This window comes from Nocardiopsis flavescens (assembly GCF_900141985.1).
In the GTDB taxonomy this organism is placed as follows: domain Bacteria; phylum Actinomycetota; class Actinomycetes; order Streptosporangiales; family Streptosporangiaceae; genus Nocardiopsis; species Nocardiopsis flavescens.
In genome coordinates this window covers 689171-702232 of the sequence record NZ_FQZK01000001.1, presented here as the reverse complement: position 1 = coordinate 702232, position 13062 = coordinate 689171, and the positions used below count along the sequence as shown (strand labels likewise).

The window sequence follows — 13062 nt, the reverse complement described above, 5'->3', positions numbered from 1 at the left end:
CCGCGGGAGGGCGGGCCGGCTCCTTTCGCGAGCCCCGTCCCGACCGGGACGGCCACGCGCCCGGACTCCGCGAACGCGCGCCGCGGCGGCGCGTGGCCGTGCACCTCCGTGAACCCGGGTACCCCGTGGGACGCCCGCCGCCGGACGGCTCCGCCGCCGCGCGGGCGCGCGCTCCCCTCCCGGACACGGGCCGCGCCCCCCGCCCTCGCTCCGGCCGCGGGGCCGCGGCACGGGTCAGGCGGTGGCCCGGGGCAGGGTGATGGTCACCGACGTGCCGCCCGGGCCGCTGTCCAGGTCCACCCTGCCGCCCTGGGCGGCCACCAGCGAGTGGACCACCGACAGGCCCAGGCCGGCGATCCGCCCGCCCCCGCCCGCGCGGGTGGTCACGAACGGCTCGAACACGCGCGGCAGCACCCCCGGGTCGATCCCCGGCCCGTTGTCGGACACCACCAGCGCCACCTCCCGCGCCGTGCCGTGCGCCGACACCTCCACCCGGGTCCCGGGCGGGTTGTGGTCCAGCGCGTTGCCGACCAGGTTGGCCAGGCACTGCTCCAGCCGGGCCTGGTCGCCCAGGAGGACCTCCGGCGGCGGGTCGGCCACCGCGACCGCCTCCCGCTCGGGCAGCACCCCCGCCCGGGAGCGCACCTCGTCGAACAGGTCGGGCAGGAACACCGGCCCGCGCTCGGCGTCGATCTCGTCGCCGCCGCGCGCCACCGCCATCAGGTCCTCCAGCACCCGCCGCAGCCGCACCAGCTCGGCGCGCACGATCTGCGCCTCCGGCCCGCCCAGCAGCTCCAGGTGCCCCTCGGCGACCGCCAGCGGGGTGCGCACCTCGTGCGAGATCGCCGCCAGGTAGCGGCGCCGGTCGGCGTCGGCGCCCTCGATCCGGTCCAGCATGCCGTTGATCTCCCCGGCCAGCTCGGCGATCTCGTCCCGGGACGCGGGGACGGGCACGCGCGCCGCCAGGTCGCCGGGCGAGACCGCCTGGGCCGCCGCCGACACCTCCCGCACCGGCCGCAGGGTGCGCCGCACCACCGCCCACAGCAGCAGTCCGCCCCCGGCCAGGCCCACCGCGCCCGCCGCCCCCACGCTCGCCAGTACCGCGCCGGCCGCGTCCCGCGAGGGCTCCAGCGACGCCGCCACCGTCACCACCGACACCTGCGCGCCGTCCCCGTCGACGACCGCGGTGTCCAGGACGCGCAGCGCGCCGGCGGGGCCCTCCACCGTGCGCAGCGACCCCGGCTCGACCGGCGGCGCGTCGGGGCCGCTCATCAGGGACGCCACCGCCCCCGGCCCGCCGGTGCTCTGCAACCGCGCCCCGCCCGCCGAGACCAGCGTGACGTGCCGCGCCCCGCTGGGCCGCGTCGCCAGCGCCTGCCGCGCCGCCCGCTCCGCCTCCGGGCCCGACACTACCCCGTCCAGGCCGGCGACCTCGGGCAGCCGGCTCCCCAGCGCGTCGCCCACCAGCTCCGATTCCTCCCGCAGCAGCCGGTCCACGTCGGCGCGGCCCGAGACCCGCACCAGCTCGTAGGTGAGCAGGGCGACCCCGCCGATCACCAGTGCCATGACCAGCAGGGCCCGCAGGACGACCCGGGCGGTGAGGTTCACCGGCCACCGCCGTCGTCGAGCCGGTAGCCGACCCCGCGCACCGTCACGATCCGCCGCGCGCCCAGCTTGCGGCGCAGCTGGCTGACGTACACCTCGACCACGTTCGACGCCCCGTCGAAGTCGTAGCCCCACACCCGGTCCAGCAGCTGGGGCTGGGAGAACACCTGCCCGGGGTGGCGCACCAGCACCTCCAGCAGGGCGAACTCGCGCGCGGACAGGGTGACGGTGGCCCCGGCCACCGACGCGGTGCGCGCCCCCAGGTCCAGCTCGATCCCCCCGGCGGCCAGCACGTCGCCGCGCTCCTGACCGCCGGTGCGCAGCCGGGCGCGCACCCGCGCCAGCAGCTCGCTCACGCTGAAGGGCTTGACCATGTAGTCGTCGGCACCCGCGTCCAGGTTCGCGACCCGGTCGCTCACGCCGTCCTTGGCGGTCAGCACGATCACCGGCACCGAGGGGCGGCGCCGGCGCAGCCGGCGCAGCACCTCCTCGCCCGGGATGCCCGGCAGGCCCAGGTCCAGGACCACCAGCTCCACGTCGTCGGACAGGGCCATGGCCAGCCCGTCGACGCCGTCGGAGGCCACCAGCACCCGGTGCCCGGCGCTCTCCAGCCCGCGCCTCACGAAGGAGACGATGCCCTCCTCGTCCTCCACCACCAGAATCGCCACGCCCCCGCCGCCCCTCTCCCCGTCGTGGGCCCCAGCCTCCCAGCGAGCGCTGAGCCGTCCCTGAGCGGAACCTGAAGGCGGCCTTCAGGTGGCGCTCAGGGCCCCATCATCCCGCCGATCCATGCTGGAGACATCACACCGGACCTCCACGGGTAAGGACACCCCGATGCAGAAGCGCACCACGATCCTCCTCTCCACCTCCGCCGCCGCCGGACTGCTCGCGGTCGGCGCGGTCGGCGGCTACCTGCTGCTCGACGACCCCGAGCAGAGCGTCCGCCCGATCAGCCTCAGCGGCTTCACCTCCGGGACCACCGCGGCGAACGCCCCGGCCGAGGGCGGCGGGGGCGAGGCCGCCGCCACCCGCCCCGTCGAGGGGCTCGAACAGCTCACCGGCGAACTCCGCGCCGATGACGACCAGGACCGGGACCGCGACCACGACGACTGGTCCGTGGCCGGGGTGGACGTGGACTTCGGTCCCGAGGAGTGGCTGCTCACCGACCCGGTGCTGGAGGACTACGACGGCGACGGCACCGCGGCCCCCCTGCTGGAGGAGCTGCGCGGGCTGGAGGGCACCGAGGTCACCCTCGGCGTCCGCTACGAGGAGGACGACGGCGGCGAGCGCGACGACGCCGACGTCTACACCGTCAACGGCCTGAACCTGCGCGACCCCGAGGGCGGGCCCGCCCCCTGGGACAACTCCGGCACCGGCGGCGAGGCCGACCGCGACGCCGTGGCCGCCGCCGCCGAGGCGGCCGTGGGCGAGGGCGCCCGCGCCGCGGACGTGGACCGCGACGACGAGGACGGCCACCAGGTCTGGGACGTCGAGGTGCGCGGCGCCGACGGCCGCGAGTACGACGTCATCGTCGACCTGTCCGGCTCCGTCGTCGACGTCCGCGAGGACGACTGACCCCCGCCGCCCCGGGACCGACCCCGCCCGCGCCCCGCGTCCAGCGGCGCGGGCGGCGCCGTGCCGTCGTGCCGCCGTGCCGCTGGGGCACTGGGACGCCGTGCCGTCGTGCCGCTGTACCGCTGGGGCACTGGGGCGCCGTGCCGTCGTGCCGCTGTACCGCCGGGGTGCCGGGGCGCGGGGCGAAAGCCCGCTGAAAGACGGGTGTCCTAGGCTGCGGCCACGACGGCGGACCGGGCCCGGCCTCCCCCGGGGAGGCGGCCGGAGGAGGGTGACGAGTGATCGCGAGCGAGTTCGACACCGGCACGATCGACGCGGCGGACCGCCACGAGTTCTGCCGCGAGCTGCTGTACACCGTCCCCGCGGCGCCCATGGAGCTGACCGGCCGCGAACCCGCCGACTTCGGCATGTTCCAGCGCGACCTCCACCTGGGCGAGGTGCGGGTGTGGAACATGGCCCTGCGCCCCGCCGTGCTGCGGCGCACCGAGGCCCTCATCGACCGCGCCGACCCCGGCACCTACAACCTCTGCCTCGTGCAGCAGGGGCGCATGGTCAACGTCCAGAACGCGGCCGAGGCCGCCTACGGCCCCGGCGACCTGCACGTCATCGACACCTCCCGCCCCTTCGAGCTGACCGCGTGGAACGACGCGGGCCCGGTGGTGTGCACGGGCGTCGAGCTGCCCCGGCACCTGCTGCCGCTGCCCCGCGCCCACACCGACCGCCTCGCCGGGCGCCGCCTGGCGGGCCGCGAGGGCATCGGCGGACTGCTGACCGGCATGCTCACCGGCCTCACCGAGGAGCCCGGGCCCTACCGCGGAGGCGACGGCCCGCGGCTGGGGACGGCCGTGGCCGACCTGGTCGCCGCGCTGTTCGCGCAGGCCCTGGAGGCGGAGGAGGCGCTGGAGCCGGAGAGCCGGCGGCGCTCCCTGGTCCTGGAGGTCCGTGACTTCGTCCGGCGCAACCTGCACGACCCGGACCTGTCGCCGGGGACGATCGCCGCGGCCCACCACATCTCGGTCGGCTACCTGCACCGGCTCTTCCAGGAGGAGGGGCGCACCGTGGCGGCGTGGGTCCGCGAGCGGCGCCTGGAGCGGGTGCGCGGCCTGCTGGCCGACCCCGCCCTCGCGTCGGTGCCGATCCACCGGATCGCCGCGCGCTGCGGCTTCCCGCAGCCGGAGGCGTTCAGCCGGACCTTCCGCCGGGCGTACGGGCAGGCGCCCCGGGACTACCGGCACGGGGCGCTGCACGGGGCCGGGACGGCGCCCGGCCGCCCGTGACCGCCCCCGCCCCGCACAGGGGCGGACCTTGGTCCCCTAGAGGGCGAAAAAGCTTTCCACCGGACTTTTCGGCGGAGATTATGCGTCCTTTGTGATTCTCTTTCCGGAGTGCTTCCCCGGACCCCGGAATGGCGCCGCGTCCCTTTGCGGAAACGCCGGTAGCGGCGGCTCTCCCTGCCCTAACATCCCACTGTCATGAGGAAAAGGCCCCGGTCCCCGCTTTTCGCGCGCCGGGGCCGAGGCGCGGCCGCGGGGCCGTGGACAGGGGCGGACATGATTCACACGTCGGTGCAGCCGGCGCGGACCTCCGCGGCCGTGCTCCCGGGGGAGGCCGCACCGGTGCGGCGCGGCGGCGCGGAGTGGTGGTGGTTCACCGCCCGGGTGCGGACCGGTGCCGGCCCGGTCGGCCTCGTGGCGGCCTTCCTGAGGCACCGCGCCGCCGGCCCGGAGCCGGGCCTGGCGGACTCCCACGCCGTGCTGTGGGCCCGCAGCGGCCCTGCCGAGGACCACCGCGTCGAGGCCTGGATGGACCGGGGCTGCCTGGACCTCCTCCGCGCGGCCGCCGCCGCGGACCCGGGCACCGACCCCCGCGTCCGCACGGCCCTGGCGGAGACCCTGCTGCGGGAGGGGGACCTGCACCCCGACCGCGTCCTGCCGGCCCCCGTGCGCACCGGAGGCGACCGCCTGGACCTCGACTTCGGGGTGGCCCGGCTCCGGGCGCAGGGCGCCGGCCACGTCGTCGAGGCCGACGGCGAGAACGGCTTCTCCCTCCTGCTCACCCCGGGCAAACCCGCGCTGAGCAGGTCCCGGCCCGGCGCCGGCCGGTGGTCCCCGGCGGACGCCGCCGGCACCCGCGTCCACACCGTCCCGCGCCTGGAGGCGCGCGGCGTGGTCCGCGACCGCGGGCGGGAGGAGCCGGTCGCCGGCGACGGCTGGTACGAGCACATCGACGCCGAGCCCTGGCACCGCGCCGACCGCTCCGCGCCGGCCGACGCCCCGGCGTGGTCTTGGGCGGGGCTGCGCCTGGACGACGGCTGGGAGCTGGAGGTCCACCGCACCGGCCCCGACGGCGCCGCGGGGGCCACCGTCGTGGCCGTCTCACCCGAGGGGGAGCCGGTGGCGGCCCCCGCCCGGGTGCTCACCCGGGACCCCTGGACCTCCCTGTCCAGCCTCAACACCTATCCGACCGCCTGGGAGGTGCAGGCCCCCGACCTGGGCCTGAGCCTGTCCGTGCGCTCCTGGTTCCCGCGGCAGGAGATCCGCTCCCTGGTCCTGGGACCGGGCATGCTCTGCGCGCACGTCGACGCCGAGGGCGCCCTGGCCGGCCGGCGGGTGCGCGGCCACGGCGTGTGGGAGGAGTTCCCCGACAACAGGATCGGCGACTTCGAGCGGTACGTCACCCGGATCCGCGACACCACCCTGGAGGAGATCGACCGCCTCTACCCCGCGCTCCCGCGGGACACCCCGCTGAGCGCCGCCGGGTGCGAGGACCGCCCCGAGCGGTTCTACCCCGGCTCCGCGGACGACCTGCACGCCTCCCTCATCGAGCCGATGCGCCACGCCACCGAGGGCCTGGGCAAGAGCTGGCGCTCCTACGTGGCCGTGGCGGCGATCGAGCTGTGCGGCGGGGACGTCGAGCCCTACCGGCCCCTGCTGGCCGCCACCGAGCTGCTCCACACCGGCTGCCTGGTGGTCGACGACGTCCAGGACGGCTCGCCGCTGCGCCGGGGGCGCCCGGCGGCGCACACGGTGTTCGGCGCCCCCGCCGCCATCAACGCGGGGACCGCCGCCTACTTCGCGTTCGACCGGGTCTTCGACGAGGTGCTGCCCGACGACGACGCGCTGCGGCTGCGGGTCTACCGGACCTACCTGTGGGCGCTGCGCGCGGGCCACGCCGGGCAGGCCCTGGACATCGCCGGGCACCGGCCGGCCATGGACCGGGCGGTCGCCACCGGCGACGCCGGGCCGCTGCTGGAGCGCATCCGCACCGTGCACCGCCTCAAGACGGCGGCCCCCGTCCGGGGGGTGGCCGAGATCGGCGCCCGCATCGCGGGAGCGGACGACGCCCTGGTCCGGGCCCTGGGCGACTACTTCGAGGCCGTCGGCCTCGCGTACCAGATCAGCGACGACGTCATGGACCTGCGGGGCGTCACCGCCCCCTCCTCCTCGGGCGCCAGCGAGCGCACCAAGCACACCGCCGAGGACCTGCGCGCGGGCAAGGCCACCATGCCGCTGGCCCACGCCGTGGCGCTCCTGCCCCCGGAGCGGGTGCGGCGGATCTGGGAGACCGTCCGGGACGGCTGCGAGGACCGGGGCGCCATCGCCTCCGCGGTGGGGGAGCTGGAGGGGTGCGGGGCCGTCGCCGCCTGCGAGGAGGAGGCCGCGCACCTGGTCTCGGCCGCCTGGGAGCCCCTGCGGGACCTCCTGCCCGCCAGCTGGACCGCCGTGCACATCCGCGCCCTGGGCGCCTACGCGGCCCACCGGGAGCCGGAGTGACCCCCGCGGGCCCCGCGGCCGCACCCGGGCCGCCGCCCCTCCCCGTTCCCCCGCCCCGACACCGACGGAGGTCCCCCGCCGTGCCCACGACCACCCTGACGGTCACCGGAGTCCAGAAGTCCTACGGGCGCCGCGCCGTGCTGCGCGGCATCGACATGAGCGTCCCCCCGGGGTGCCTGGCCGGGGTGGTGGGGGAGAACGGGGCGGGCAAGTCCACCCTCCTGCGCATCCTCGCCGGCCGCCTGTCCCCGGACCGGGGCACCGTCGAGCACCCCGACGGCGTCGGCTACTGCCCCCAGCGGCCGGTCCTCAACCCGGCCTTCACCGTCGCCCAGCACCTGCGCTTCTTCCAGGTCGCCTACGACCTGCCCTCCCTGGACCGCGCGCACGGGCTCACCGAGGAGCTCAACTACGCCGCCTACCTCGACGAGCCGGTGGGCACGCTCAGCGGCGGCACCCGCCAGAAGCTGAACCTCACGATCGCCCTCATGCACGACCCGCCGCTCCTGCTGCTGGACGAGCCCTACCAGGGGTTCGACTGGGAGACCTACGAGCGCTTCTGGGAGCTGGCGGCGGGGCTGGCCCGCGGGGGCCGCTCCGTCCTCGTCGTCTCCCACATCGCCTTCGACACCGCCCGCTTCGACGTGCTGTGGCGCATGCGGGGCGGGGTGCTGGCGGAGGAGGCCCGGGCGGCCTCCCCCGACAAGGCGGGTGTGTGACCGTGCGACGCGCCTGGACCCGCTACACCACCGCCACCCGGTACGCCCTCGTGGAGCACCTGCGCAACCGGCTCGCCCTGCTGCTGGTGGTGTTCTTCATCCCGGTCTGGATCACCCTGGTCTACCTGGTGATCGCCGACGCCGACGTGCCGTTCCTGCTGCGCGCCACCGACGAGACCCTCGTCGTCGACGGCAACCACGTCAGCAAGATCTCCGGGGCGGCCAACGCGGTGACGCTGATCGTCGGGTTCATGATGTTCGTCGTCACGTTCCGGTCGGCGGAGTTCGACGAGCGCCTGGCGGTGGCGGGGTACCCCCGCGCCCACCTGCTGGCCGCCAAGCTGACCGCCCTGCTCGCCGCGTCCGCCCTGGTGTGCGCCTACGCGGTGGCGGTCATCCACCTCTACTGGTCGCCCGAGCGCCCCGTGGTGCTGTGGCTGTCGCTGCTGGGCGCGGCCCTGGCCTTCGGGGGGATCGGGGTGATGCTGGCGTCGGTGCTGCGGGGCGAGCTGGAGGGCATGTTCTGCATCATCATGCTGTCGATCATCGACATGGGGCTCCAGAACCCGGTGTCCAACCCGGCCTCGGACAGCGGGGTGATGGTCTTCCTGCCGACCTACGGGACCATGCAGACGGCGGTGGCGGCGGGCTTCGGGGGGACGCTGCCGGCCGCGCACCTGCTGCTGGGGCCGCTGTGGTTCGGGGGAGCGGTGCTGGTGGCCGCCGTCGCCTTCCGGCTGCGCACCCGGGACCGCCGCCGCTCCGCCGCCGTCCCGGCCCCCGCGCGACGGCGGGAGCCCGAACCGGCCGGACCCGCCTGAGCCCGCCCCCGGCGGGGTGCGGACGCACCCCGCCGCCGCGCCCGCGCGGCGCGGAGAAAGGGCGGAGGGCGCGTCCGCGCCCGGCCGCCCCCACGTCCGCACGGTCGGGGTCGACGCCGCCGGGACCGCCGCTCCCGTATCCGCGCGGCGCGGTGGGGGAGCGGGCGGGGGTGGCGCCCGCCTCCGGTCGCCCCCGCGCGGGAACGACGGGGTGGTGGGAACGCGTTGGTGTCCCGCAGTCCCCGCAGTCCCCGCAGTCCCCGCAGTCCCCGCAGTCCCCGCAGTCCCCGCAGTCCCAGCAGCCCCCACGTCCGCACGGTCGGGACCGCCGGGGCCCGGGGATGCCGCCTCCGCGTTCGCCGGGCGCGGTCGGGTAGCGGGCGGAACGGCCCCCTCCTGCGCGAACGCGCCCGTGCGGGCGGCGGCCCGCGCCCCCGCGCGGGAAGCCAAGTCCGCTGGTCGGGGCCGAAGGCGGACGTTGTACGCTCTTCGGGCCAGTCGTACTCCACTTCGTGGGGCAGGGAACCCGGTGCGAATCCGGGACTGACGCGCAGCGGTGAGGGTGACGGGCGGGCACGTCCCGGGGTTTCGCGTCCCGGGCGGCCACTGGGGCGCACGCGCCCCGGGAAGGCGCCCCGTACCGGTCGAACCCGAGTCCGAAGACCTGCTGGCACCGGCGGTGACGGACCGCCGGACCACCCGCGGGCCCCGCGTACGGGCTCCCGAGCCGAAGGACGTGCATGTTCCCCGCGGACGCCTCCGCGCCCCGGACCCGGCGCGACCGCTGCCCCGGTGTCCTCAGACCCTGGCCCGCCGACGACGGCCTGCTGGTCCGGCTCCGCCTCGTCGGAGGCCGCCTGCCCGTCCGCTCCCTGACGGCCCTGGCGGCCGTCGCCCGGGAGTACGGCTCCGGCCGCGTCCACGTCACCGGCCGCGCCAACCTCCAGGTGCGCGCGCTGCCCGGCCGGGACGGCCGGCTGGACCCCGGCGCGCTCCGGGCCCTGGAGGCCACCGGCCTGCTGCCCTCGCGCTCCCACGAACTCGTCCGCAACATCATGGCCTCCCCGCTCACCGGCCTGTCCGGGGGACGCGCCGACCTGCGCCCCGTCGCCGCCGCGCTGGACGCCGCCCTGTGCGCGGCACCGCACCGCGCCGCCCTGCCCGGCCGCTTCCTCTTCGTCCTCGACGACGGGCGCGGCGACCTGGTGGAGCGCCCCTGCGACCTGGGCCTCACCGCGCTCGACGGGGAGACCGCCCGGCTCCGGGCCGGCGGCCTCCACGGTCCCGCGGTGCCCCTGGCCGGGGCCGCCGACGCCCTCGTGCGCCTGGCCGACGCCTTCCTGGAACGGCGCGGCGACGGCCCCGCCGCCCCCTGGCACGTCGCCGAGCTGCCCGCGCCGCTGTGCGCACCGGAGCCGGCCGACCCGCGCCTGCCCGCCCCCGCCCCGCCGCCCCCCTACGGCCCGCTCCCCGGCGGCGGGCACCACGTCCCCGTCCCGCCGGAGGGCCTGGACACCGCCGCCGCCCAAGCCCTGGCCGGGCGGGTCCGCGCCGCGGGCGGCGACGAGCTGGTCGTCACGCCCTGGCGCGGCGTGGTCGTCCCCGGGGAGGCGCGGTGAGCGCCCCCCGCCGGCCGAACCGGCACTACGACTACATCGACGACGGCCCCGCGATCTACACGGACTCCTTCGCGACCATCCGCGCCGAGGCGTCCCTGGGCCACCTGCCCGCCGACGCCGAGCGCCTGGCGGTGCGGATGATCCACGGCACCGGGCAGGTCGACCTCGCCGCCGACCTGGTGGTCCACCCGGGCCTGGTCGGCGCGGCCCGCTCCGCCCTGCGCGCGGGCGCGCCGGTCCTGTGCGACGCGACGATGGTCTCCACCGGGGTCACCCGAGCCCGCCTGCCCGCCGACAACGACGTCCTGTGCCTGCTGGGCGACGAGCGGGTCCCCGAGCTGGCCCGCCGCTGGGGCACCACCCGCTCCGCCGCCGCGGTCTCCCTGTGGGAGCCCCGGCTGGAGGGCGCCGTGGTCGCCTTCGGCAACGCGCCCACCGCCCTGTTCCACCTGCTGGAGATGCTGGCCGACGGCGCCCCGCGCCCCGCCGCGATCGTCGGCTGCCCGGTCGGGTTCGTCGGCGCGGCCGAGTCCAAGCAGGCCCTGGAGGAGTTCGCCGCACGCCACGGGATCGACATCCCCTACGTGCTCGCCCGCGGTCGCCGGGGCGGATCCGCGATGGCCGCCTCGGCCCTCAACGCCCTCGCCAAGGAGGACGAGTGAACGGCAGGTTCCACGGTGTCGGCGTCGGTCCCGGCGACCCCGAGCTGATCACCCTGAAGGCCGCGCGGCTCATCGCGGCGGCCGACGTCGTCGCCTACCACCACGCGGCCGGGAAGGACTCCAACGCCCGCCGCATCGCCGCCGCCCTCATCCCGCCGGCCGCGGTCCTGGAGCCGCTCGCCTACCCGGTGACCACCGGCACCGCCGACCACCCGGGCGGCTACGAGGGCGCGCTCGCCGACTTCTACGAGGAGTCCGCCGCCCGGCTGGCCGCCCACCTGGACGCCGGGCGCGACGTCGTCCTGCTCTCCGAGGGAGACCCGCTGTTCTACGGGTCCTACATGTACATGCACGACCGCCTGGCCGGGCGCTACGAGACCGAGGTCGTGCCCGGGGTCCCGGCCTTCGCCGCGGCCACCGCCGCGGCGGCCTCCCCCCTGGCCCGGCAGACGGACGTGCTCACCGTCCTGCCCGGCACCCTGCCCGAACCCGAGCTGGCCCGCCGCCTGGCGGAGACCGACGCCGCCGTCGTCATGAAGCTCGGCCGGACCTTCCCCGCCGTGCGCCGCGCCCTGGCCGCCGCCGGGCGGCTGGAGCACGCCGTGTACGTGGAGCGCGCCTCCATGGAGGGCGAGCGCCGCCTCCCGGCCGCCGAGGTCGACCCCGGCACGGTCCCGTACTTCTCGCTCGTCCTGGTCCCCGGCGACAGCCGCAACGGGACCCGCTCGCGCGAGCGCGCCAGGGACCGCGCCGCGGCGCCCGCGGCCCCCCGGCCCGCGGGCCCGGCCGCCGAGCTGCTGGTCGTCGGCCTGGGGCCCGGCCCCGACCACTGGCTCACCCCCGAGGCCCGGGAGGCCCTGGCCGGCGTGGACCACGTGGTGGGCTACGGGCCCTACGTCGCCCGGGTCCCGCAGCGCCCCGGGCTCACCCGCCACGCCTCGGGCAACACCGTCGAACTCGACCGCGCCCGCCACGCCCTGGACCTGGCCGCCGGCGGCGGGCGCGTCGCCGTCGTCTCGGGCGGCGACGCCGGGATCTTCGGCATGGCCACCGCCGTGTTCGAGGCCGCCGAGGACCCCCGGTACCGCGACGTGCCCGTGCGCGTGGTGCCCGGCGTGAGCGCGGTGCAGGCCGTCGCCGCCCGCGCGGGCGCCCCCGTCGGCGGGGACTTCGCCGTCATGAGCCTGTCGGACCGCCTCAAGCCGTGGAAGGTCGTCGAGCACCGCCTGCGCGCCGTCGCCGACGCCGACATGGCCCTGGCCCTGTACAACCCCGCCTCGCGCTCGCGCACCGAGCAGATCGCCACCGCGCGCCGCGTCCTGCTGGAGCACCGCGACCCGGACACGGTGGTCGTGGTGGGCCGGGACGTGGGGCGCGCGGGGGAGGCGCTGGAGGTGACCACCCTGGCCGCCCTGGACCCCGCCGCCGTCGACATGCGCTGCCTGCTCATCGTCGGCGCGTCCGGCACCCGGGTCTCCGCGTCGGGCCGGGTCTGGACCCCCCGGTGGGTGCGGCCGTGACCGTCCACTTCGTGGGGGCGGGCCCCGGCGCCGCGGACCTGCTCACCGTGCGCGCCACCCGCATGCTCGGCGCGGCCGACGTGGTGCTCTACCCCGGCACCTACCTGGACCCGCAGGTGCTGTCCCACTGCGCCCCCGGCGCCGACCTCGTGGACACCCAGGGCCTGGACCTGGACGCCATCACCGACCGCCTGGTCGGCGCGCACCGGGCCGGGCACGACGTCGTGCGCCTGACCTCGGGCGACCCCTCCCTGTACTCCGCCCTCGCCGAGCAGGCCCGCAGGCTGGACGCGCACGGCGTGCCCTGGGACGTCACCCCCGGGGTGCCCGCCTACGCGGCGGCGGCGGCCCTGGCCGGACGCGAGCTGACCGTGCCCCTGGTCGCGCAGTCGGTGGTGCTCACCCGCACCCGGGCCCGCTCCACGGCCATGCCGGAGACGGAGTCCCTGGCCGCGTTCGCCGCCACCCGGGCCACCCTGGTGCTCCACCTGGCGGTCACCCGGGTCCGGGCGCTCATGGAGGAGGTCGCGCCGGACTACGGCGCGGACTGCCCCGTGGTCGTCGTCCACCGGGCCTCCCAGCCCGGGGAGGCGCTGCTGCGCGGGACCGTCGCCGACATCGCCGACCGGGTGGAGGAGGCCGGGTTCCGCCAGGCCGCCGTCATCCTCGTGGGCCGGGCGCTGGACCCGGGCGGCGGCGGGGAGTCCTACCTCTACGCCCCGGACCGGCCGCGCCCCGGGCCCGCCCGGGAGCCCTGAGCACGGAGGC

Annotated in this window: 11 protein-coding genes and 1 riboswitch; of the genes, 9 read left to right on the top strand and 2 right to left on the bottom strand. The window is 77.4% G+C overall.

Annotation, left to right across the window (positions count from 1 at the left end):
• Positions 1-234 precede the first annotated feature (234 nt).
• Both BUE45_RS03210 and BUE45_RS03205 read right to left on the bottom strand, forming a co-directional pair.
• Positions 235-1608, bottom strand: a complete 1374-nt coding sequence (locus BUE45_RS03210; protein WP_073374658.1) for a sensor histidine kinase — start codon at positions 1606-1608, stop codon at positions 235-237.
• On the bottom strand, positions 1605-2273 hold the full coding sequence (locus BUE45_RS03205) for a response regulator transcription factor (RefSeq protein ID WP_073374657.1): 669 nt from the start codon (positions 2271-2273) through the stop codon (positions 1605-1607). The genes BUE45_RS03210 and BUE45_RS03205 overlap by 4 nt, the downstream gene beginning before the upstream one ends.
• A 166-nt stretch (positions 2274-2439) precedes the next feature.
• On the opposite strand from BUE45_RS03205, the gene BUE45_RS03200 reads away from it, so the two are divergent.
• From BUE45_RS03200 to cobM, 9 genes are all read left to right on the top strand, one after another.
• Complete coding sequence (locus BUE45_RS03200) at positions 2440-3180, top strand: PepSY domain-containing protein (RefSeq protein WP_073374654.1); 741 nt, start codon at positions 2440-2442, stop codon at positions 3178-3180.
• 278 nt (positions 3181-3458) lie between these two features.
• Positions 3459-4457, top strand: coding sequence for a helix-turn-helix domain-containing protein (locus BUE45_RS03195; RefSeq protein ID WP_073374652.1), 999 nt, complete (start codon positions 3459-3461; stop codon positions 4455-4457).
• Between the two features lie 273 nt (positions 4458-4730).
• Positions 4731-6953, top strand: a complete 2223-nt coding sequence (locus tag BUE45_RS03190; RefSeq protein ID WP_178378430.1) for a polyprenyl synthetase family protein — start codon at positions 4731-4733, stop codon at positions 6951-6953.
• A gap of 80 nt (positions 6954-7033) precedes the next feature.
• Positions 7034-7672, top strand: a complete 639-nt coding sequence (locus BUE45_RS32370; protein ID WP_245832743.1) for an ABC transporter ATP-binding protein — start codon at positions 7034-7036, stop codon at positions 7670-7672.
• Positions 7669-8493: an ABC transporter permease gene (locus BUE45_RS03180; protein ID WP_245832741.1), complete on the top strand. Its 825-nt coding sequence runs from the start codon at positions 7669-7671 to the stop codon at positions 8491-8493. Before BUE45_RS32370 ends, BUE45_RS03180 begins: the two co-directional genes overlap by 4 nt.
• Before the next feature lie 478 nt (positions 8494-8971).
• Positions 8972-9179: riboswitch (cobalamin riboswitch) on the top strand.
• A 54-nt stretch (positions 9180-9233) separates the two neighbouring features.
• Positions 9234-10112, top strand: a complete 879-nt coding sequence (locus tag BUE45_RS03175) for a nitrite reductase (RefSeq protein ID WP_073374650.1) — start codon at positions 9234-9236, stop codon at positions 10110-10112.
• Positions 10109-10774: a precorrin-8X methylmutase gene (locus BUE45_RS03170; RefSeq protein WP_073374648.1), complete on the top strand. Its 666-nt coding sequence runs from the start codon at positions 10109-10111 to the stop codon at positions 10772-10774. Before BUE45_RS03175 ends, BUE45_RS03170 begins: the two co-directional genes overlap by 4 nt.
• A complete protein-coding gene (locus BUE45_RS03165; RefSeq protein WP_073374645.1) occupies positions 10771-12294 on the top strand; it encodes a precorrin-2 C(20)-methyltransferase in 1524 nt (507 codons plus the stop codon). The genes BUE45_RS03170 and BUE45_RS03165 overlap by 4 nt, the downstream gene beginning before the upstream one ends.
• Positions 12279-13052 carry a precorrin-4 C(11)-methyltransferase gene (gene cobM, locus BUE45_RS03160; RefSeq protein WP_073374643.1) on the top strand — a complete coding sequence of 258 codons (774 nt, stop codon included), beginning with the start codon at positions 12279-12281 and terminating at the stop codon, positions 13050-13052. The genes BUE45_RS03165 and cobM overlap by 16 nt, the downstream gene beginning before the upstream one ends.
• The last annotated feature ends 10 nt before the right edge of the window (positions 13053-13062 follow it).